At 68.3% G+C, this 20,077-nt stretch carries 21 protein-coding genes and 1 pseudogene; 16 read left to right on the forward strand and 6 right to left on the reverse strand.

The features are described 5' to 3' along the window. Positions 1 to 36: 36 nt before the first annotated feature. From ACO2SS_RS15910 to ACO2SS_RS15970, 13 genes and pseudogenes are all read left to right on the forward strand, one after another. Positions 37 to 567: pseudogene (locus tag ACO2SS_RS15910) on the forward strand (extracellular solute-binding protein); the annotation flags it as partial. Positions 568 to 604: 37 nt separating this feature from the next. Then, positions 605 to 1,123 carry an extracellular solute-binding protein gene (locus ACO2SS_RS15915; protein WP_423278679.1) on the forward strand — a complete coding sequence of 173 codons (519 nt, stop codon included), beginning with the start codon at positions 605 to 607 and terminating at the stop codon, positions 1,121 to 1,123. Positions 1,124 to 1,132: 9 nt separating this feature from the next. Next, positions 1,133 to 2,029: an ABC transporter permease gene (locus ACO2SS_RS15920; protein WP_423278681.1), complete on the forward strand. Its 897-nt coding sequence runs from the start codon at positions 1,133 to 1,135 to the stop codon at positions 2,027 to 2,029. Further along, positions 2,022 to 2,822 carry an ABC transporter permease gene (locus ACO2SS_RS15925; protein ID WP_423278683.1) on the forward strand — a complete coding sequence of 267 codons (801 nt, stop codon included), beginning with the start codon at positions 2,022 to 2,024 and terminating at the stop codon, positions 2,820 to 2,822. The genes ACO2SS_RS15920 and ACO2SS_RS15925 overlap by 8 nt, the downstream gene beginning before the upstream one ends. A gap of 7 nt (positions 2,823 to 2,829) precedes the next feature. Beyond that, positions 2,830 to 3,930 (forward strand): ABC transporter ATP-binding protein, encoded by a 1,101-nt coding sequence (locus ACO2SS_RS15930; protein ID WP_423278685.1) that lies wholly within the window; start codon positions 2,830 to 2,832, stop codon positions 3,928 to 3,930. Further along, positions 3,927 to 4,262: a hypothetical protein gene (locus tag ACO2SS_RS15935; RefSeq protein ID WP_423278687.1), complete on the forward strand. Its 336-nt coding sequence runs from the start codon at positions 3,927 to 3,929 to the stop codon at positions 4,260 to 4,262. Before ACO2SS_RS15930 ends, ACO2SS_RS15935 begins: the two co-directional genes overlap by 4 nt. Continuing rightward, positions 4,259 to 4,564 carry an SH3-like domain-containing protein gene (locus ACO2SS_RS15940; protein WP_423278689.1) on the forward strand — a complete coding sequence of 102 codons (306 nt, stop codon included), beginning with the start codon at positions 4,259 to 4,261 and terminating at the stop codon, positions 4,562 to 4,564. The genes ACO2SS_RS15935 and ACO2SS_RS15940 overlap by 4 nt, the downstream gene beginning before the upstream one ends. A 12-nt stretch (positions 4,565 to 4,576) precedes the next feature. Further along, positions 4,577 to 5,272 (forward strand): nitrile hydratase subunit alpha, encoded by a 696-nt coding sequence (locus ACO2SS_RS15945; RefSeq protein WP_423278691.1) that lies wholly within the window; start codon positions 4,577 to 4,579, stop codon positions 5,270 to 5,272. Between the two features lie 147 nt (positions 5,273 to 5,419). Beyond that, a complete protein-coding gene (locus tag ACO2SS_RS15950) occupies positions 5,420 to 6,166 on the forward strand; it encodes a class I SAM-dependent methyltransferase (protein WP_423278693.1) in 747 nt (248 codons plus the stop codon). Next, positions 6,163 to 8,328: a TonB-dependent receptor gene (locus ACO2SS_RS15955; RefSeq protein WP_423278695.1), complete on the forward strand. Its 2,166-nt coding sequence runs from the start codon at positions 6,163 to 6,165 to the stop codon at positions 8,326 to 8,328. Before ACO2SS_RS15950 ends, ACO2SS_RS15955 begins: the two co-directional genes overlap by 4 nt. Before the next feature lie 3 nt (positions 8,329 to 8,331). Next, positions 8,332 to 9,219: an ABC transporter substrate-binding protein gene (locus tag ACO2SS_RS15960; RefSeq protein WP_423278697.1), complete on the forward strand. Its 888-nt coding sequence runs from the start codon at positions 8,332 to 8,334 to the stop codon at positions 9,217 to 9,219. Next, complete coding sequence (locus tag ACO2SS_RS15965) at positions 9,216 to 10,196, forward strand: FecCD family ABC transporter permease (RefSeq protein WP_423278699.1); 981 nt, start codon at positions 9,216 to 9,218, stop codon at positions 10,194 to 10,196. The genes ACO2SS_RS15960 and ACO2SS_RS15965 overlap by 4 nt, the downstream gene beginning before the upstream one ends. Further along, a complete protein-coding gene (locus ACO2SS_RS15970; protein WP_423278701.1) occupies positions 10,193 to 10,945 on the forward strand; it encodes an ABC transporter ATP-binding protein in 753 nt (250 codons plus the stop codon). The genes ACO2SS_RS15965 and ACO2SS_RS15970 overlap by 4 nt, the downstream gene beginning before the upstream one ends. Before the next feature lie 32 nt (positions 10,946 to 10,977). Here the strand turns inward: ACO2SS_RS15970 and ACO2SS_RS15975 are convergent, their stop codons facing one another. The 4 genes from ACO2SS_RS15975 to ACO2SS_RS15990 all read right to left on the reverse strand — a co-directional run bounded on the left by ACO2SS_RS15975 (position 10,978) and on the right by ACO2SS_RS15990 (position 14,454). Beyond that, positions 10,978 to 11,340 (reverse strand): hypothetical protein, encoded by a 363-nt coding sequence (locus tag ACO2SS_RS15975; protein WP_423278703.1) that lies wholly within the window; start codon positions 11,338 to 11,340, stop codon positions 10,978 to 10,980. 225 nt (positions 11,341 to 11,565) lie between these two features. After that, complete coding sequence (locus ACO2SS_RS15980) at positions 11,566 to 12,654, reverse strand: hypothetical protein (protein WP_423278705.1); 1,089 nt, start codon at positions 12,652 to 12,654, stop codon at positions 11,566 to 11,568. 18 nt (positions 12,655 to 12,672) lie between these two features. Continuing rightward, positions 12,673 to 13,440: an adenylyl-sulfate kinase gene (locus tag ACO2SS_RS15985; RefSeq protein WP_423278855.1), complete on the reverse strand. Its 768-nt coding sequence runs from the start codon at positions 13,438 to 13,440 to the stop codon at positions 12,673 to 12,675. 168 nt (positions 13,441 to 13,608) lie between these two features. After that, positions 13,609 to 14,454: a hypothetical protein gene (locus tag ACO2SS_RS15990; RefSeq protein WP_423278707.1), complete on the reverse strand. Its 846-nt coding sequence runs from the start codon at positions 14,452 to 14,454 to the stop codon at positions 13,609 to 13,611. A 253-nt stretch (positions 14,455 to 14,707) separates the two neighbouring features. Between ACO2SS_RS15990 and recQ the strand changes: the two genes are divergently transcribed. Next, a complete protein-coding gene (gene recQ / locus ACO2SS_RS15995) occupies positions 14,708 to 16,522 on the forward strand; it encodes a DNA helicase RecQ (RefSeq protein WP_423278856.1) in 1,815 nt (604 codons plus the stop codon). Between the two features lie 30 nt (positions 16,523 to 16,552). Here the strand turns inward: recQ and ACO2SS_RS16000 are convergent, their stop codons facing one another. Together ACO2SS_RS16000 and ACO2SS_RS16005 are read right to left on the reverse strand one after the other, a co-directional pair. Beyond that, on the reverse strand, positions 16,553 to 17,452 hold the full coding sequence (locus ACO2SS_RS16000; RefSeq protein ID WP_423278709.1) for a pseudouridine synthase: 900 nt from the start codon (positions 17,450 to 17,452) through the stop codon (positions 16,553 to 16,555). Positions 17,453 to 17,466: 14 nt separating this feature from the next. Next, complete coding sequence (locus tag ACO2SS_RS16005; protein ID WP_423278857.1) at positions 17,467 to 18,714, reverse strand: Glu/Leu/Phe/Val family dehydrogenase; 1,248 nt, start codon at positions 18,712 to 18,714, stop codon at positions 17,467 to 17,469. Positions 18,715 to 18,940: 226 nt separating this feature from the next. Between ACO2SS_RS16005 and ACO2SS_RS16010 the strand changes: the two genes are divergently transcribed. Both ACO2SS_RS16010 and ACO2SS_RS16015 read left to right on the forward strand, forming a co-directional pair. After that, complete coding sequence (locus tag ACO2SS_RS16010) at positions 18,941 to 19,396, forward strand: GNAT family N-acetyltransferase (RefSeq protein ID WP_423278711.1); 456 nt, start codon at positions 18,941 to 18,943, stop codon at positions 19,394 to 19,396. A gap of 147 nt (positions 19,397 to 19,543) precedes the next feature. Then, positions 19,544 to 20,071, forward strand: coding sequence for a PTS sugar transporter subunit IIA (locus ACO2SS_RS16015; RefSeq protein ID WP_423278713.1), 528 nt, complete (start codon positions 19,544 to 19,546; stop codon positions 20,069 to 20,071). The last annotated feature ends 6 nt before the right edge of the window (positions 20,072 to 20,077 follow it).

Genomic DNA, 20,077 nt, shown 5'->3' on the forward strand with positions numbered 1-20,077 from the left:
AGCTGCCACCAAGGCAGGCATAAAGAGGGGTCGAAGATGACGAAACGGGACGACGTAAACGCGCCGGCCACGGGCGACACTCGCCGTGGCGCCCTGACGAAGCTCTTGGCTGTGTCCTCCGTCGCGCTTGCCGCGCCGTGGGTCACCACGAAGGCGCGCGCTGCCGGGCAGATCAACGTCATTCTCAACAACGGCCTGCTCGCGAAGCTCTGGATCGACGAGCTCAATCCCCTCTTCGAAAAGGAGACGGGCGCCAAGGTCATCGTCCAGCAATCCGCCACGGCCGCAATGCTGGGGATGCTCAAGACGCAGAAGGACAATCCGCCCGACCTGATGCAGTTCTCCGATGCGGGCGTCCTGCTCGCCCGGGCAGAGGGGCTCCTGAAGCAGCACGATCGGAGCAAGATCCCGAACTTCGCCAACCTCCGGCCGGAGTTCAATTTCGCGGACGACTTCTCCGCCGGCTGCATCGACGCGATGAACACGCTCCACGTGAACACGCAGCGCATCAAGGACCGGCCCGATAGCTGGGCTGCCATGTGGGAGCCCGCCTACAAGGGGAAGATCGCGATCCCGCCGATCTCGTGGAACAACGGCGTCTCGCATGATCACGACGGCCGCCCAGGTCGCGACCGGCAAGCCGTTCAAGGACGCGCAGTACGACCTCGACGCGGGCCTCGCCCATCTCGCGAAGCTCAAGCAGAACGGTGCGGTCGTCTACACGGGTGCGCCGCAGGCCATCCAGATGCTGCAGAGCGGCCAGGTGCCGGTCGTGCCGTTCTATGGCTGCTTCATCAATCCGGTGATCGCCTCCGGCGCCAACATCGCCCCGGTCGTCGATCTCAAGGAGGGCATGCACGGCGAGATCGTGGGGCTGAACATGCCGCTCAACGCTCGCAACGTGGAACTGGCCCAGAAATACGTCGACATGTCGCTGTCGAAGGACTTCCAGACGAAGATCGACAAGGTTCTCGGCGCGCGCTGCGGCCACAAGGACGTCGAGCCGTCTGCTGAAACCTTGAAGCTCATCGGATCGCTCGACAAGACGTTCTATGCCGACTGGGCCTTCCTGGCCAAGGAGCGGCCCAAGATCGCGGAAAAGTGGAACGACATCTTCGGCTGACATCCGACGATGGCAAGCATCGCGCAAACGATGCCGGGTCAGGCGCCAGGCGGGTTCGCCTGGCCCGCCTGGACGCTCAAGCTCGGCCGCAATGGGCTGCTGATCGTGCCCGCGGTCGCCTTCATGGCCGCGTTCTACTTCGCGCCCCTGGCGAACCTCTTCGCGGGCAGCGTTCTTGACCAGGCCGGCTCGCTGACACTCGGCCATTACGCGTCGGCTCTCTCGAGCCGGCGTGTCCTCACCGCGCTCGAGCGCACGATGCGGCTGTCGGTGGCAACCACCGCGATCACCTTCCTGATCGCCTACCCGATCGCGCTGTTCCTCATCGGCTGCGGCCGCAGGTTGCGAACCGCGATCCTCGTGGTGACCTTCGCCTCCCTGGCGGCGAGCCTCATCGTCCGGAACTATGGCTGGCTCATCGTCCTGGCGGATGCGGGACCCGTGAACCAGTTGATGCTGGCACTCGGGATTTTCGAGGCGCCCGTCCGGATGGCGTATAGCGAGGGCGCAGTCCTCGTGGGCCTCGTGCACTACGCGCTGCCCTTCATGATCCTGCCGATATACGGTTCCCTGGTTCGCCTCAGTCCGTCGACCTGGGAGGCCGCGCAATCCCTGGGCGCCTCGCCGGTGACGGCGCTGCGAACGGTCGTCCTGCCGCTGTCGATGTCGGGCATCTATGGCGGTGTCAGCCTTACGTTCGCGATCGCAACGAGCGCCTTCGTCACGCCCCTGATGCTGGGCGCCCCATCGACGGCCTTCGTGTCCCAGGTGGCGGCCGACGAGATGCTCGTCCAGCTGAACTTCGCGCGTGGGGCGGCGATCGTGGTGGTGCTGACCGTGTGCACCTTCGCGGCGCTCGCCGCCTATACCTTCTCGGTCCGCCGGATAGGGGTCGCCCGTGTTTGAGTCCCGCTCCTACACGGTCGTTCTCTCGGGTTTGGCGGCGCTCGGGCTCGCCTTCCTGGTCTTCCCCGTCGTCGTGACGATGGTGGGGTCGTTCGAGAAGTCGAGCTTCATCGCCTTCCCGCCGACCGGATTGTCCCTCCACTGGTACGGCGAGATCGGGTCGATCGCGCGGATCGGGGAAGCCACCCTGACCAGTTTCAAGGTGGCGCTCATCTCCGGAACGCTCGCGACTCTCTTCGCAACCGGAGCCGCGCTCGCGATCGTCCGGGGCGGGGTGCCGTTCGGCTCCGCGATCGCGGCGCTGCTGGCCTCCCCGGCGGCGCTGCCGATGGTGGCGATCGGCATGGCGCTCATCCAGTTCTTCATCATGTCGGGCATGGCCTTTTCGCTGACCAGCCTGATCATCGGCCACGTGGTGCTCGTCCTCGCCTATCCGCTCCGGACGATCGTCTCGGCGCTGGTTCTCTCGGACAGGACGCAGGAGCAGGCAGCCGCCTCGCTTGGTGCAACCCCGATCGTGGTCTTCTTCACCGTCACCCTGGCCCAGATAGCGCCGGGCCTCGTCTCGGGTTTCCTGTTCGCGTTCCTGATCTCGTTCGACAACTATCCGATCAGCCTCTTCCTCGTCCGTGGCGAGTACACGACGATGCCGATCGAGCTGTTCAACTACATCAACCAGAACCTGGACCCGACCCCGGCCGCGTTCTCCTCGGTCTACATCGTCGTCGTGACGCTGATCATCGCGCTGGCCGAGAAGCGCTTCCGCATCATCTCACTGGCTTTGCCCCGCTAGGATCGCCATGGCTCGCCTCGAAATTGAGCATCTCGCCGTCTCCTACGGGCCGGTGCGCGTGATCCCGGACCTGTCCCTGGACGTCGCGGATGGGGAATGCGTCGCGCTCCTCGGCCCGTCCGGCTGCGGGAAGACGACGACGCTCCGCTCGGTCGCCGGGTTCGCTCGGCCGACCTCCGGATCGATCAGGATCGACGGGCGGAACATCTCCGAACTGCCCCCGCACAAGCGGAACATCGGGCTGGTGTTCCAGGAATACGCCCTGTTTCCGCATATGACGGTGGCGGACAACATCGCCTATGGCCTCCGCCGGCGCGGCGTCGGCAAGAGCGAGATCGCCGGGCGCGTCGCCGAGGCCCTTCGGATGGTGCGGCTGGAGCGCTTCGCCGAGCGCTATCCGCTCGCCCTGTCCGGTGGCCAGCGCCAGCGTGTGGCGCTCGCGCGGGCCCTGGTGATCGAGCCCGACATCCTGCTCCTCGACGAGCCGCTCGGCGCTCTCGACCGCAAGCTGCGGGACGAGATGCAGTTCGAACTAAAGCGCCTGCAGGCGAATCTCGGGATCACGTCCATCATCGTGACGCACGACCAGGAGGAGGCGCTCTCGCTCGCCTCCCGGATCGCGCTCATGTTCGATGGCGACATCGCGGAGATCGGCCGCCCGGGGAGCCTCTACGAGAAGCCGCGGAGTGCCCGGGCGATGGACTTCCTCGGCGCGAGCTCGGTCATCCGGGCGAAGGTGGAGCGGAGCGGACGCGATACCGGCTACCGGGTCGATGGCGGGATCGTGCTGTCCGGCCCTGGAATCGACGCCCCTGCGGGCGCCGAGGTCCTGCTAGCGCTCCGTCCGGAGAAGATTGCGCTGTCCACCGGAGAGCAGCCGGAGCAGAACGCCGTGCGCGGCCGCATCAACCAGATCGTCTTCAAGGGGCCGGTGGCGGATGTCTATGTCGACAATCCGGGCTTCTCGGTGAGGGCTCAGATCTCGATCACGGAGCCAGGCATCGAGCAGCGCTTTGCACCGGGCTCCGAGGTGTGGGCCCGGTTCCCACCGGGCAGCATCCTCGTCTATCCCGCGAAGCCGAGCCCGGCGGAAGGAGTGAAGCAGTGAGCGGAATCCCGGAAAGAGCCGTCAACGACCTGGGTGGGTTAGACGGTGGGCCTGTCGATCGCCACGAGCATCCCCTGACGCTGTTCGAGAAGCGCGTCGATGCCCTCGTGATGCTGATGACGAACCCGTCGATCGGCGCCTTCCGGGTCGATGCTCTCCGCCGCGCCATCGAGGCGAACTCGCCGGAGACGTACGCCAGCCGCGGCTACTACGAGAAGTGGCTCTATGCGGTGCGCGACCTGCTGGTGGAGCAGGAGGTCCTCGCCCCGGCCGAGATCGAAGCGCGCATCAGCGCTCTGCGCGCAGCCGCACAGGGGGGCGTTGCGGCGTGACCACCTCCACACTCCTTCCCGGCACGCGCGTGGTGGTTCGGCCCGGCCCGCCGGAGCGGCACTGCCGCACCCCGTCGTATCTTCGCGGCAGGGTCGGGACGGTTCTGGCGGAAGTCGGGACGTTCCATGATCCCTCGCTGCTCGCCTTCCATAAGCCTGGCCTCCCTTGCCGCCGGCTCTACCGGGTCAGCTTCCGCCAGGCCGATCTCTGGCCCAGCTACCAGGGACCCAAGGACATACTGCTTGCCGATCTCTACGAGCACTGGCTCACCCCGGTGACGGCCGAGACTCGCGCGGCGTAAGGAGCTTCGACCGTGCACGACGACCACGACGATCATCATCACGGGCATGACCACGATCATGACCACGATCACCCCCACGCTCCGGCCGCCGACGATCCTGCGCCGCCGACCGAAGCCCGGCTTCTCGAACAGGCCCTTCGGGAGCTGCTGATCGAGAAAGGCGTCATCAGCGCCCAGTTGGTCCAGCGTCAGATCGACACCATGGACAGCCGCAATCCGGCACTCGGCGCGAAGGTCGTCGCAAGGGCCTGGACCGACGAGACCTTCAAGCGGGAGCTGATCGCCAGTCCGCTCAAGACGCTCGAAAGGGAAACCGGCATCGGGATGATCGTCGCCGGCATGCCGGACCTGCGGGTCGTCGAGAACGAGCCCGGGATCCACAACGTCGTCGTCTGCACGCTCTGCTCCTGCTACCCGCGCATGCTGCTCGGCATCCCGCCGGCCTGGTACAAGGCACCGGACTACCGCGCGCGGGTGGTTCGTGAGCCGCGTGCGGTCCTGGCCGAGTTCGGGCTGGAATTGGACGCGGAGACGGAGATCCGCGTTCACGACAGCACGGCGGACCTTCGCTACCTGGTGATCCCGGAGCGCCCTGCGGGGACGGAAGGTTGGGACCTGGAGTCTCTCGCCGCCCTCGTCACGCGGGACTGCATGATCGGGGTTACGCGTCCGGAACTCCCGGGGACCGCTTCGGGGCAGAGCGCGTAGCGACTTCCAAAGGCTAGGCGTCAGTAGGCGTCGAACCCCGCGGGCAAAGGCGCCGGCGGGGGGAGGCCGCGCGGCTCAGTCGCGCGGCGGACCCGTCGCGTCCCCTTTGTTCTTGTGTAATGTTACAACGTAACGTATCGAGCGGTGATGCAGACCCCCGAAGGCGGCGAAGCCGCGATTGATCCCCTCGAGCTCTACGCGTCCGGGATCGACACCTCAGACTACGTGGCACGTGTCGCGCCGCTGATCCGACAGGTTCTGCCGAGCAGGGGGCACCTTCTCGACATCGGCGCAGGTGGGGGGCAGCTCGGCGCTTCCCTGCGCATGTCAGGCGCGGAATGGACGGCTGTCGAACCGTCCCCGACGATGCTGGCCCGCCTGGGTCGTCTTCCGGCGCCACCCCAAGTCATTCCCGTCGAGTGGACCGAAGCACGGCTCCCGGCGGGCGGCTTCGACACCGTGCTGGCGGCGAACATGCCTGCGCCGCTGACCTCCGCATCCGAATTCCTGGCCCGGTGCCGGGCTTGGACGCGGGCCTCGATCGTCTGGGTCGTGCCGGCCCAGAACGGGCCCCGCGGGCTTTGCCTCGCGGGCTGCCTCCCGCGTGAATGGCATGGCGAGGACGAAACGCCCGGCGTGGACATCGTGCTCGGGCAACTCCCACCGGCTAGCCACCCGGAAGTGGTTTTGAAAAGCTCCTGGTGCTTCTCGCTGCATGTCCGCAGCGTTCCCGCCATCGCCACCTATCTCGCCGGCCGGCTAGGCTGGGACGGGGAAGATCCACGCCGCCCCGCCCTCGCCGCGCACCTCTCCGCCGCGGCCGAGGCGGTGGATGACGGCTTCCGTCTCACCGTCCCGCGTGAGTCCGCCATCCTGGTCTGGGGGGCGAGATGAGACTCGCCCTGCCCGCCGTTCTCGCCCTGGCCGGCTTCGCCGCCACGGCTACGGCTCTCGCGCAGCCGGGCCTCCCGGCCCCGACCAGCCTGGACGAGATCGTGGTGACCGCGACCGGCATTCCGACCCGGCAGAGCGAGGTCGCCGCGACCACGCAGGTCATCGACCGCGAGAAGATCGGGCATTCCAGCGCCAAGTCGCTGACCGACCTCCTGGCCGAGAACGCTGCTGGCTTCCTCTCGGAATGGGCCCCGGGCCAAACCTCCATCAACATCCGGGGCGGCGCGACCGACGGCCAGGGGCGAGACTTCAAGGGCCAGGTGCTCGTCCTCATCAACGGGCGCCGCGCCGGCACGGCAAACCTCTCCAAGCTCTCCGTCGCCGATGTCGAGCGCATCGAGATCGTGCGCGGACCTGCCTCGGTGATCTATGGCAGCCAGAACATCGGCGGCGTGATCAACATCATCCTCAAGACCGGCAGGACGGCACCGGGCAGCCTGATCGAAGGCACCACGGGACTATGGGAACTCGCGCAGGGCCGGGCGCAGACCGGCGGCACGGTCGAGGGGGTTGACTATTACCTCGGCGTGTCGGGCAGCCGGCGCGGCGATTACGACGCCGGCGGCGGCCGGCGCCAGATCAACACCTCGTGGAAGCGGAACGGTCTGACGGGCGCCTTCGGTTTCCAGGTTCACCCGGACCACCGGTTCGACTTCACCTTCCGCACGGACGGGATCTACGATTCCGGCTTCCGGGGATCGAGCGCGAACTATCTGAGCCGCGACAACCGCTTCAACGCCTCGTTCGACGCTTCCTATTCCGGGGTGGCGCTGGATGGCGGCGCGAACCTTTTCGCGCAGTTCTACGCGGTGCGGGATGTCGACCAGTTCAAATGGGCTTCGCCCGTCGTGCGGAGCGGCAGTCTGCCCGCGCCGGGAACTTCCTCCGACTACAACAAGCGTGGGCTCGACATCGCGGGAACGCGCCTGCAACCGCGCTTCACCCTTTGGGAAGGCAACGAACTGCTGATCGGCCACGACTGGGAGGAGAGCGTCCTGCGCTCGCATCGCTACCGGATCGGCGTGCCGGGCAACGTGCTGGCGCAGGTCCCACCCTACGACAACAACCAGACCGACCGCAGCCAGGCGATCTACTTCGAAAACATCCAGAAGCTCTTCGACAACAGGGTGACTTTGCGCGGCGGTCTCCGTCAGACCTGGGGCCGCACGTACTTCCAGCAGACACCGTATCTCGCCGCGCAACGGCCGGCCTCGAACCCCTATGACGCGCTGACCTATTCGGCCGGGGCGGCCTGGACCGCCAGCGACTGGCTGGCGCTGCGGGTCGGCGCCTCGTCCGGCTTCCGTGCGCCCACCGCGACGGAACTCGCGGCGGATTTCACCGCACTCGGGGGAGGGCGCACGTTTGGCAACCCCAATCTGAAGCCTGAGACCAGCGACCAGATCGAGGTTGGGGCGACGTTCGCCGGGCCCGGCTGGCGCCTCGACGCTGCCCTGTTCCAGAACGTGATCCAGGACCGGATCACTACGCGGTTGCGCCCGGGCGTCGCGAATACGTCCGACTACGTGAACAACCCTGGCGACGTGCTGATCAGGGGAATCGAGCTGCAATACGACCAGGACATGCTGGCGCTGATCGGTCGGCAATCCGATGCTTGGCGATGGCAGTTCTATGCCAACGGCAGCTACAATTTCGACATGAAGGACAAGGGCTCGCTGACGGTCGCGACGGCGAATACGCACAATGTCGAGCGCGTGTATCGGTACCAAGCGGCGCTCGGGACACGATTTGGTTCGATCGGCACCGCGCATGACTGGACCATCCAGGTCCAGAGCATCATCCGCGGCCCGGTCTACTACAACACCGAAGAGAACCTGCTCGTGCCTGAGGTGGAGCCGTATCGCGAGTACATCTGGAAAAAGAGCCCGTTCGCGATCTGGAACGTTCGCGGCGAGGTTCAGCTGGATGAAGGCGTCCAGCTCTACCTGGCGGTGAACAACGTCTTCGACGTCAACAACCATCCGCTCTTCATCGCGAACGATAAGGGCGCAGTGGTTGCCGATCTGCGCTTCTACAACGGGGGGATCGGCACCTCGATGCCCGGCCGCGACGTCCAGGTCGGCGTGCAGGCGCGCTTCTGACCGGTGCGCGTCCCGCTCCTCGCGCTCGCGGCCCTGCTCGGCGGAGCCGCTGTTCCGCCGTCGGCCGCAGCGGGGCCCGTCTCCGTGTCGGACGCGGTGGGCCGGACAGTCGAGATCGCGGCGCCACCCATGCGGATCGTGCCCATCTTCGCCTCCAACGTCGAGCTGGTGGCGGCGCTCGGGCTCGCGGATCGGATCGTCGGGATCGAGGATTACACGCGCTTCCCACCCGAGGTGCTGTCGCGGCCGCGTGTCGGCGGCAGGTTGGGCTTCTCGGTCGACGCGGTCGCGGCGCAGCGGCCGGATCTCGTGATCGTCACGCCGTCCCGCCAGGCGATGCACCAGCTGCTCGATCCCATGGAGCGGCTCGGCATCCCCGTGATCGTCCTCCTCGCGAGGTCCATGGAGGAGGTTCTCGGCAATCTGCGCCTGCTTGGTCAGGCGCTCGGTGCGCCGGAGAAGGGGGAGGCCGTGGCCGCTTCGCTTGCGCGCCGGCTCGAAGTCGTCGCCGCCGGCGGGGCAGGGCGTCCCTGTCCGAGCGCCGTGATGGTCACCGGGCAGCTCGGCAACGGGCTGCTCCTCGCCGCGCGCCCCGACACCTATACGGGCGATGCGATGGTCCGGTCGGGTGCCTGCTTCGCGCTGGCCGGGCGAGGCGCCGTCCCGCAGGTCTCGCCTGAAGCCGTGCTCGCCTCCGATCCCGATGTGCTGCTCTTCGCGGGCTCGCAGCAGGGCCTCGCCGAGCTCATTGCCCGGCCGGGCTTTCGCGACATGCGCGCCGTCAGGGCCGGCCGGGCCTTCACGGTCGAGCGCGCGCAGTTCCTGATCCCCGGACCGCGAACGGTGGACGGGATCGAGACTCTGGCCAGAACCCTGCGGGGAATGCCGTGAAACCGCCGCTCGGTCTCGCCGCCGTGATCGTCGTGTCGGCCGTCTTGTCCGCCTCCGCGGGACACGACTGGGCGACGCCGGCCGATCTCCTGCGGGCGCTCGCAGGAGAGGAGTCCCTGCGCAGCAGGCTTCTCCTGGAATGGCGGCTGCCGCGCGTCCTGGCGGCCGGGCTCGTCGGCGCGCTGCTCGGTCTGGGCGGGGCGATCTTCCAGGGCGTGTTTCGCAACCCGCTCGCCGAGCCTTACCTCCTCGGCTCCGCCGGTGGAGCCGCGATCGGGGCGACGGTCGCGCTCCTCGTACCCCTCGGCGTCCCGTCCGGCTATGCGCTTGCGCTCCTCTCGTTCGGAGGCGCCTGGGGCGCGACGGCGCTGGTGCTCGCGGTCGGGCGGCTCGCGGGTACGATCGACGCCGCGGGACTGCTGCTCGCAGGCATCGCGGTCGCCGCCGTGCTCGGCGCTGTCCGCTCCTTCCTGATGCTTGCGCTGTCGGACGAGACGGTCAGCCTGCAGATCGTGCTGAGCTGGACGCTCGGTGGCATCCAGACGCCGGGCTGGACCGGGCTCGCGGTCCTGGCCGGGCTGGTGAGCGCGTGCATGCTGCTGGCCATGCGGCTTGCACGCGGGCTCGATCTTCTCGGGCTCGGGGACGAGGTCGCGCATGGCTTCGGGCTCGATCCTGGCCGTTTCGTCGGGATTGCGGTTCTGGTCGGGGCCGCCGTGGTGGCCGTCGCTGTGTCCTATGGCGGGCTCGTCGCCTTCGTGGGGCTGATCGCGCCTCACATCGGGCGGTGGTGGGTCGGGCCCCGCCATCGCGCATTGCTGCCCGTGAGCGCCGGGATCGGGGCAGCGCTCGTGCTCGTCTGCGATGGGGTGGCGCGCGCCGCGCTGCCGCCGGCGGAGGTGCCGCTCGGCCTCATCACGGCAGCGCTCGGCGGACCCTTCTTCCTCCTGGTGCTGGTCCGGAGACTCCGGGCGTGACGGCGCTGGCGGCCAAGGACCTTTCCGTTCGGCGCGGCGGACGGGCGCTTCTCGACGGCGTCACGCTCTGCTTGCGGCCGGGCGAACTGGTCGGCATCGTGGGGCCGAACGGGGCGGGGAAGTCGACCCTGCTGCGTTGCCTCGCCGGGCTGATCCTCCCGGAGAACGGAGATGTCCTGGCAGGCGGCGTCCCCGTGCGGTCGTTGTCGAGCCCGGAGCGGGCGCGCCTCATCGGCTACGTGCCGCAGCGCTTCGAGCCGGCCTGGGATTACAGCGTTCGGGAGGTGCTCGACATGGGCGTTTCGCGCGCGATGGCACCTCCTGGCGCCCGCGCGACTGCCGTCGAGGAGAACGAACTCGAGCCGCTGCTCGACCGGCGCTGGTCGAGCCTCTCCGGAGGCGAGCGTGCCCGCGCGCTGCTGGCGTCCGTGACGGTAACGCGCCCGCCGATCCTTCTCGCCGACGAGCCGGGGGCGAGCCTCGACGTGCGGCACCGCCACGCGGCACTCCGCCGGCTCAGATCCTACGCGGAGTGCGGAACCGCCGCCGTCGTCCTCCACGAACTCGACCTGGCGCTGCGCTTCTGCGACCGCCTGATCGTGCTGGATGGCGGCCGCGTAGCGCTCGATGCTCACGCGACCCATGCGGCGACGAGCCCGGTCCTTGACCAGGTGTTCGGAGTCACGTTCGAGCGGCTGGATGCGGCTCGCGGCGATGCCGTCCCGCTCGTTCTGGGCATCGGTCGTTAGACTGGGCCAAACGGAACTGACGTTAGAGCCCGCTACTGCAGCTCGCCTGGCGCATACCCGGGATGCGCGGCGGCAATCGCGGCGGCGATGGAGGAGGCCGGCTTGGGCCGGACGTCTTCCTGTCTGAAAGCGAAACAGGGGGGCTGGTTTACGACGGGCTGGTTGGAGGCGCGCACGATCGCCTCGCAATCCTCGCGGTCGAATTCCAGAAGCTTGCATGCGGAATCCGGGATCGAGCTCACGATTGGACGGCCGGTGGCCGCGACGGGATAGCAGAGGTCATAGCGATTGCCGGTTTCGCCCGGGGTGAAGGTCGGCCCGGCTTGCGCAAGCGCGCCGCCGCAGAAACCGGCGGAGAGGAGCGCTGCGCTTGCGAGGTGGGCTAGCCGGCTCATGTCGTGCCTCCATTGCAGGAAGTGGCGGAGCGCTCAGGTTGCCGTTGGGCTGGTTCTGCCGCTCTTGGGCTTCCTGCAGCAGCCTGCGTCCTGTGCCGCCCGGAAGGAGCCCCGGCTTCTACCGGCCCGGCGTGGCGACGGGCACTGTCAGAACTTGCGGCCGCTGCGAGGAGGGCGGGCACCCCATGTGAGGCGCTCGTCTCCCTGCGGGTGAAGGCCCGTCGGTCAGCGGAAGGGGCGTGCGATCGCCTCCTTCGCCCGAGCCAGCAGTCGGGCGCTGCCGCGCGCTTGGATCGGGTAGCGGCCGCGCAGGTCCGTCATGATCTCCGCGATGATGGCTTCATCCCGCTCTGTCGCGGTTCTTTGGAGATCGTTCGGGGGGCGGCCCGGCTCGGACGCGACGCATGCGTCCCACGGCTCGCCCCAGACGGCATGGGCAAAAGCGTCGTTCGCTCTCCCGAACGCCTCCCGCGCGCGAGCACGAGCTCCGTCGTCCAGCCCGCGGAAGGACTCCGCGTCCAGATCTCGCTTTCGCAGGAGCGTGGAGATCTCCTCGGTCAGCTGCCTGGCGGCCCGGTTTTCCAGTCCGAGCGGCCCACACTCCGCCCGGAGCCGGCGCGATATCTCCACCGCAAAGGGGCCGGGGCTACGGTTCTCCAGCTGCGGCGGCACAGCGCCGTCGACCAGTTCTCCCTTCAGGTGGCCGAGGCGGACGGCGTCGAGGAGACGCTCGACGAGAGGCGCCCCGGATCGAGCATCCTGCAGCGGGACCACCTCGGGTCGGGTGTGGGCGATGGCTGCCCAGGGCTCGAGGATGCGCGCGTAGTCGTATCGTTGGTCGCGCAGGTCTCGCTGGAAGGCGATCTTGAACGGGCGCGCCTCGCGCAGAAACTGCGCGCGCCACGCATATTGCGAGTTGATCGCCCCGTCTTGCGGGCGAACCGTCATCAGCACCTCGATCTTGTATCCGAGGGCCGCGAAGAGCTCGCGGAAGATCGCCGGTCCGCGGTGCCATGGCCGAAGCAGCGCCAGCCGCTCATACGAGATCAAGACGACTTCCGGCCTGGCGGCCCGGACCTGCTCCGCGAGCGCTCCTGTCAGTTCGCGTCGCTCGGCCCGCGGGCGCCGCCAGTCCAGCGTCTCCCCGAGGTGCTGATGGCTGATGTGAGGCGGCGTCCCCGTAGCCGAACGCGGCGTCAGCTCGGGATAGAGCACGCCATTGCGGGCAAGGACGTCCCGGTGGTCGGCCAGAATCGCCTGAAACGTCGTCGTACCGGTTCGGGGCAGGCCGATGTGAATGACAGCGCGGCCCATCTCGGCACCTCTGCCCGGCTAGGAGAGCCCGAGCCTCTGCCGGACGCGCGTGGCCGAGATCCCTTCGGCGTCCTGGCCGAGGTCGATCCGGGCGACCTCGTAGCCGACATCCCGGCCATAGAAGACGTTTGTGATGTTCGGCAGCGGCACCACCACGAAGCGGCCCTCGAACTCGCGCAGCCCGTGCTCGATGCGGGCGCGCACCTGCTCGAAGGAGAACGGGTTCTTTGCGTCCGTTCCACCCGTGTCGCGGATCGCGACGCAGACCTGCCCGACGCGCTTGAGCCCCTCGATGATGAGTTGCCGGTGCCCGTCGTGAAAGGGCTGGTACCGGCCGATGAAGAGAGCTGTCGGTGCCTTGGGGTCGAAGACGGGGCGGACCAGGCTGCACACCCGCTCGGCCCAAAGCTCCGGGGCGCCTTCCTCCGTGACCCGGACGTCGTGCCGTCCGGGAGGCTCGAACAGCCTGTTGGTATCCTCGAACCGTCCCGCCTTGATCCGGTCGAGCCAGACGATGAATGCCTCCCCGCCCTCCTGGAACGCAGCCCGTGTCGAGGGAGTTGGGCAGATGAAGTCTGCCACAGCGAAGCCGCCCGTCTTCGTGACCTGGTCGCAGAGCCAGCCCATCCTGCGGGCATGCTCGACCCGGTCCTCCTCCGAGAAGCCAAGATCGCGATTGACGTGCCGGCGAACCTCGTCGGCATTGAAGTGAACCGCGTTCAGCCGCTTGGCGACGAGCCCAGCAAGCGTCGTCTTGCCCGCTCCAGGCAGGCCCATGATCAGCATCTTTTTCAACGTCTCGGGTCCTTCGCCGCCGGTGTCAGACCCCCCGCACAATGTAGCTGCAATCGGTTGCGGGTGCCGGGCAGGGCTGGGGACTGTCCGATCGAGGACCTTCGCAGTTGTCCGGGCCCTCCGCCCTGGTGTCCGCCCTCCCGCCGCCCTCCTCAGCAGCTAGGATATCCGTCTGAGGCGGGTCACCCGGCTCGGATTGACCTCCGCCAGAAGAACGTCGCCGTTCGGCAGTCCCCAGATCCCGTGCGCGCCGTTGAGCATGGGGCGGCAGCGCCCGATCCGGCGTCCGTCGGCGTCGATGAGATGGAGGTTCGGCACGAGGTCGGTGATGTAGCTCCGGCCTTCCGGGTCCCCCCAGATCGCGACCGGCTGCAGGAAGTCGCCCCAGGTCTGGAGATGCCGGCCCTCGCGGTCGAAGACCTGCACGCGGTCATGTGTCCGGTCCACGACGACCACGCGGCCGTCGGCGAACGTCCAGAGGGCGTGCGGCCAGCCGAACTCGCCCTCGCGGCTGCCGAGGCCGCCCCACGACCCGAGCGGCGTGCCGTCTGCCGCGAAGCGATGGACGAGGGAGGCGGCGTAGCCGTCCGCCACATAGATGTCGCCCCAGGCCGATACATGGACGTCGGCCGGATGATTGAAAGGCGCGAGCGGGCCGCCGCGGGTGCCGAGGCCGCCCACTCGCTCGCCCGCCGCGGAGAGGATGACGACCTCGTGCATATCGCGGTCGACGGCCCAGAGCCGGCCGTCCGGGCCGGCATGCAGGTAGTGCGCGTCGGCGATCGCGTCTCCCCCGAAGCCGCGGATGTAGTCGCCCTCCGGCGAAAGCTCGACGATGCGCGGGTCGTTTGGGTGAACCAACGGATCATGGCGCAGCATCACGAACACGTGCCCGCGCGGATCGGCGGTCACGTCCGTCACGAAGCCGGAGTTTGCCGGCCACGATCCAAACGGGCGTTCCACGCGAAATCGCGTGTCGCCCAGCGCGACAATGAGTTCTGCCACCTGCTCAGCCCCGGATAGGATTGCGTCTCGGCCGGCCTTCCAAGCCGGACGCTACGAGGGCTTTGAACGCGACGGAGAATGCGGGCAAGGCCGCCGCACACTTGGCCGCAACCCGTTGCGGGCGGGTCGGGGGGACCGGGAGGCGCATTGACCGGTCCGGGCCGGTTCGGTAGCCCGCCCCCATGCTGAACCTGGATGAGTCCACCCGGCAGCGGCGCGGGCTCGCTCCAAGGCGCCCGCGACCGTGGGGCCTATGATCGTGGCCGATCGGGCGCGCGCCGTCCTGAAGCAGGTTTTCGGCTACGACGATTTTCGGCCGGGTCAGCGCGAGATCGTCGAGGCCGTCCTGGCTGGCGAGGACGTCTTCGCCGTGATGCCGACCGGCAGCGGCAAGTCCATGTGCTACCAGCTGCCCGCCCTGGTCGATGGCGGCCTGACGGTCGTGGTCTCGCCCCTGATCGCCCTCATGCGAGACCAGGTCCGCCAGATGCGGGCGCTCGGGGTCGCGGCGGCGAGCCTGAATTCCTCGGAGGATGACGAGAGCCGGCTCGACACGCTCGCGCGGCTGGATGCCGGCAAGCTGAGCCTGCTCTTCGTCTCGCCGGAGCGGCTGGCTGCCGGATCCCTTTCGGCGCGCCTGCGCCAGGCCGGCACCCGGCGCCTGGCCATCGACGAGGCCCATTGCGTCTCCCAATGGGGGCACGACTTCCGGCCGGAATACCGCCAGCTCGCGCGCGTTCGCGAGACCTTGGGCGACGTGCAGGTGATCGCCTTCACGGCGACGGCCGACAGGACGACGCGGGCCGATATCGCGGCCCAGCTCTTTCCCAATCCGCCGCGCGTCGTCGTGCACAGCTTCAACCGGCCGAATATCGAGCTGCGCTTCGAGGCGAAGGATCGGCCGCGGGACCAGATCGAGACCTTCCTGCGCCGTCACCGCGGCGCAAGCGGCGTGATCTACGCAGCCTCGCGCAACTCGACCGAGCGCCTTGCAACGGCCCTCTCGGAGCGGGGCCACAACGCGCTCGCCTACCACGCTGGCATGGACCCGGCGCAGCGCAGTCGCCACCAGGATCGCTTCCTCCAGGAGGACGGGATCGTGATGGTTGCGACCGTGGCGTTCGGCATGGGCATCAACAAGCCGGACGTCCGGTTCGTGGTCCACGCCGACATGCCCGGCGGCATCGAGAGCTATTACCAGGAGATCGGCCGGGCCGGCCGCGATGGGCTCCCGGCCGAGACGCTGACGCTCTACGGCATCGACGACATGATGCTGCGCCGGCGCCAGATCGACGAGAAGGAGATCAGCGACGAGCGTCGTCGCATCGAGCATCGCCGCCTCGCCGCGATGACCGACCTCTGCGAGGTGGCCCTCTGCCGCCGCCAGTCGCTGCTCGCCTATTTCGGGGAGGAATCCGGGCCGTGCGGCCGTTGCGATCTCTGCACCGGCAGGATCGAGGCCGTGGATGCGACGGAGGCGGCGCAGAAGGTGCTCTCGGCCGTCGCCCGCACCGGCCAGCGCTTCGGGACGGGACATCTCACGGCCGTGCTGTGCGGTGAGGCGACGGATGCCGTGACGCGCCACGGCCACGACAAGATCAAGACGTTCGGCGTCGGACGCGACCGGGACAAACGCGCCTGGAGCACCACCATCCGCCAGCTCTATGCCGCCGGGGCTCTCGCGGAGGCGAGCGAGGAGCATGGCGGCTTCTGCCTGACCGAGAAGGGCGAGGCCATCCTGTTCGGGCGCGAGCGCATCGCGCTGCGGCCACCGCCGGCGCGGCCGCCTGCCGAGCGTCGCGACCGTCGCCAGGCGCGCAACGCCCGGTTCCAAGGGCTCGACGAGGCCACGACCGCGCTGTTCGAGGCGTTGCGGGCAGTCCGCCTTAGCATCGCGCGGGACGAAGGCGTGGCGGCCTACATCATCTTCCCCGACCGCACGCTGATCGAGATGGCGGAGCAGCGGCCGACGACCCTGGACGAGCTGCGCCGCGTCCAGGGCGTCGGCGACCGCAAGCTCGCCGCCTACGGCGAGGCATTCCTCGACGTGATCACGCAGCACACGTGACGCGAGTTCGATCGGGCTGAGAAGCGCATTTCAAGCAAGGGAGCGCCCTCGCCGAGCCCGTGGCGGTTGGACCCGTCCCGATCGCGGCGGGCGAGGCTGCAGGTGACCTGCCGGCTTGCCGTCGCGGCGCACCGATGGTTCGCCGGACGGCACAGCGCGGGAAGTCCGGCTCGCCTCGGGCAAGGCCTGATCGACCAGCGTCTTCTCGGCGGCCGAGAGCTCCCTGAACTCGCCCTTCCCGAGATCGCCCAGTTGCAACCCCGCGATCCCGACCCGGACGAGGCGCTCCACGCTCAAACCCGCGGCCTCCGCCATGCGGCGGATCTGCCGGTTTCTCCCTTCGGTCAGCACGATCTCGAGCCATGCGGTCCGGGGCCCCTGGCGGGTGACTTCGACGCGCCGGGCGGTCAGCCGCTCGCCACCGTCGACGATTCCCGCACGCAAGAGCGAGAGCGCGGCATCGTCCGGCGCGGCTCTCACCTGGACATGGTAGACCTTCTCGACGTTCGAGGCCGGGTCCAGGAGCCGCTGAGCCCATTGCGTGTCGTTGGTCATCAGGAGGAGCCCCTCGCTGGCCTTGTCCAGCCGCCCGACAGGCGACAGGAAGGGCAGATCCGTTCCGGCGAGGCAATCGTAGACGGTCGCTCGCTCCTGAGGGTCGTCCCGCGTGGTGACGAGGCCGCGCGGCTTGTTGACCACCAGGTACAGCTTCCGCGTGCCCCGGACGGCTTCACCGTCCACCTCGATCCGGGACAAGTCGGGATCGACCCGGAGCGCGAGGCTGCCCGCAGGGCGGCCGTCGACCCGCACCCGGCCGGCCAGGATCAGCCTCTCGGCTTCGCGGCGCGAGCAGAAGCCGAGTTTCGACAGCGCGCGCGGCAGGCTGACAACGGCCCGGACATTTGCCCGGGCCGGCGAAGGTCGTCTCACGATATGCGAAGAGGCTAGCTTGCGAAGAACTGCTGCGTGCCGTGCGCCTCGATGGCCTGCGCCAGGCGCGAAAGCGCGTGGACGTAGGCGGCGCTCCGAAGGGTCGTCGCGTGCTTCGCGGCCATTTCCCAGATCGCTTCGCCTTCGCGCTCCATCGCGGTCTTCAGTCGAGCATGGACGTCCTCGACCGGCCAGTAATAGCCCTGCCGGTTCTGTACCCACTCGAAATACGAGACCGTCACACCGCCGGCATTCGCCAGGATATCGGGAAGCACGACCACGCCCTTCCGGGCCAGGATGGCATCCGCCTCGGGCGTCACCGGGCCGTTCGCGAGTTCGAGCACGACGCGCGCGCGGACGCTCGCCGCGTTCTCCGCGTGGATCATGTCCTCCAGGGCAGCAGGCACGAGAAGGTCGCATTCGACCGAGACGATCTCGTCGCCGGGTAGTGCCGTGACACCATTGGAGCCCGCGAGGCTTGTCACCGAGCCTGTCCGCTTCGCGGCGAAGAGCCTCTCCAGATCCAGGCCGGACGGGCAGGAGATCGCTCCGCCCGAATCCGACACGGCGACGATCTTGTACCCGTCGGAGGCGAGCAGCCGCGCGATATGCTGGCCGGCATTGCCGAAACCCTGGATGGCGACCCGGCCACCCGGCGCCAGCCCGAGCTTCTCGGCGAGATGGCGGACGAGGTAGAAGCCGCCCCGCGCGGTCGCATCGTCCCGGCCGAGGGATCCGCCCAGAGCTATGGGCTTCCCGGTGATTACGGCCGGCGTGGATTCGCCGACGATCGAGGCATATTCATCGGCCATCCAGCCCATGATCATCGAATTCGTATAGACGTCCGGCGCGGGGATATCCCGGTCGGGCCCGATGATCTTCGAGAAGGCCTGGATATAGGCCCGCGACAGCCGCTCCAGCTCCGACTTGGACAGGGTATGCGGGTCCACACGGACGGCGCCCTTACCACCCCCATAGGGCAGGTTCATCACGGCGCATTTGAATGTCATCCAGAAGGCGAGCGTCTCGACTTCCTCGTCTGTGGAATCCGGATGAAAGCGAATACCGCCCTTGGTCGGCCCGCGTGTATCGTCGTATCGGCACCGCCAGGCCATGAAGGACTTCCGCGAACCGTCGTCCATGCGGATAAGCAGACGAACCTTGGTTGTCTCGCGGGGGTATTTCAGCTTTTCGAGGACGTCGGCGTCCAGTTCGAGATGCCTGGCTGCTTCATCTAGCCGGGTCAGCGCCTGATCCAGCATGGAACCTGAATGCAATCTATCTTACTCCTAGTGGTAGATATGTCTCATGCAAAGCGGGGACGTATGGCGCCTTGCGGAGGATGGCGCAACGCGGAGCGACGCCGCGCTCCCGATTTCTGATCGCGATGGGAGTGGGAGATTGGGTTCGAGAGAAGCAGGAAGCCGAGGCGATAGGGCTGGGGCCGGCCGGAGCTGGAGGCTCCTGGGGGCGGGGGACCTGGACGCGGTGGCGGTCCTCGCTTCCATCGTCCATCCGGACTACCCGGAGGATTTCTCCGTCTTTGCAGAGCGCCTGGCCTTGTTCCCGCAGGGCTGCTTCGCCCTTTGCGACGCCGGGCGGTTGATCGGCTACGCGTTGAGCCATCCTTGGCTTTTCGGGGAGCCGCCGCGGCTCAACTCGCTCCTCGGCGAGTTGCCAGAGCGGCCGACGACCCTTCACGTCCACGATGTTGCGCTGCTGCCCGAGGCGAGGGGAAGCGGCGCAGGATCAGCCATCGTCGCCCGCATCGCTGCTTGCGCAGCCTCGGCCGGGCTCCCGAACCTGTCTCTCGTGGCCGTAGATGGAGCGCTTTCGTTCTGGGAACGGCACGGCTTCCGGGTGGACGATGCGGCCGTACCCTCCGCAGATCTTTCGAGCTACGGAGAGGGCGCCCGCTACATGGTCCGGAAACTCCGGCCTTGACGTGCAGGTCAGGGCTTCGGCGCCTCGCGGGACGCGCGGGGTTGAAACCCGCCCGCTCTTCGCAGACATTTCGGCTGTCATGATCGCGGCACAGCATCAAGGCGCGGCGCCGGGCCAAAGCGGGTTTGTGGGCCGGAGCACGCGGACATGATCCAGGTGCCGGCGCTCGCGCGGCTGATCTCGCCCCACCGCATTTTCCCTCGGCTGCACGCCTCGAGCAGGCGTCAGGTCCTTCGCGACCTGGTCGGCGTCGCGGCCCCGCAACTCGGGGTCGACCACCGCACGGTCTTCAATGCCCTCGTGTCCCAACCGGACCTGCCCACCTTCGGACCGGCCCGCGGGGTGGCGATGCCGCATGCCTGCATCGAGGGGTTGGAGGCGCCCGCGGCGTTCCTTGCCCGCCTTGCGCGGCCGATCCCGTTCGGGGCGGCCGATGGCGAACTCGTGCAAATCGTGGCGCTCGTCCTGTCGCCGCAGGACGACCCATCCACCCTCCTGCGGTCCATGTCCTGCGTGGCCCGCCGCCTGCGGGACCGGGCCGTTCGGGACGCGATCCTGTCGGCCGGGGACTCGGATACGATCTTCTCTGTCCTGGTCTCGGAGGACTGGCGGGAGCCGCTGACGGTGCCTGCGATTTCCGCGCCTTCCCGGGCAGGGCGGCTGGGCTCGGGCTGAGGCCGG

The organism is Enterovirga sp. CN4-39, assembly GCF_049446235.1.
Lineage (GTDB): Bacteria > Pseudomonadota > Alphaproteobacteria > Rhizobiales > Beijerinckiaceae > Enterovirga.

Bases quoted from the DNA above. Each gene is read 5' to 3' on its own strand.
- ACO2SS_RS15915 (WP_423278679.1), top strand. From the start codon at position 605: ATGATCACGACGGCCGCCCAGGTCGCGACCGGCAAGCCGTTCAAGGAC.
- ACO2SS_RS15920 (WP_423278681.1), top strand. From the start codon at position 1,133: ATGGCAAGCATCGCGCAAACGATGCCGGGTCAGGCGCCAGGCGGGTTC.
- ACO2SS_RS15930 (WP_423278685.1), top strand. From the start codon at position 2,830: ATGGCTCGCCTCGAAATTGAGCATCTCGCCGTCTCCTACGGGCCGGTG.
- ACO2SS_RS15950 (WP_423278693.1), top strand. From the start codon at position 5,420: ATGCAGACCCCCGAAGGCGGCGAAGCCGCGATTGATCCCCTCGAGCTC.
- ACO2SS_RS15955 (WP_423278695.1), top strand. From the start codon at position 6,163: ATGAGACTCGCCCTGCCCGCCGTTCTCGCCCTGGCCGGCTTCGCCGCC.
- ACO2SS_RS15975 (WP_423278703.1), bottom strand. From the start codon at position 11,340: ATGAGCCGGCTAGCCCACCTCGCAAGCGCAGCGCTCCTCTCCGCCGGT.
- ACO2SS_RS15980 (WP_423278705.1), bottom strand. From the start codon at position 12,654: ATGGGCCGCGCTGTCATTCACATCGGCCTGCCCCGAACCGGTACGACG.
- ACO2SS_RS15985 (WP_423278855.1), bottom strand. From the start codon at position 13,440: ATGCTGATCATGGGCCTGCCTGGAGCGGGCAAGACGACGCTTGCTGGG.
- recQ (WP_423278856.1), top strand. From the start codon at position 14,708: ATGATCGTGGCCGATCGGGCGCGCGCCGTCCTGAAGCAGGTTTTCGGC.
- ACO2SS_RS16005 (WP_423278857.1), bottom strand. From the start codon at position 18,714: ATGCTGGATCAGGCGCTGACCCGGCTAGATGAAGCAGCCAGGCATCTC.
- ACO2SS_RS16015 (WP_423278713.1), top strand. From the start codon at position 19,544: ATGATCCAGGTGCCGGCGCTCGCGCGGCTGATCTCGCCCCACCGCATT.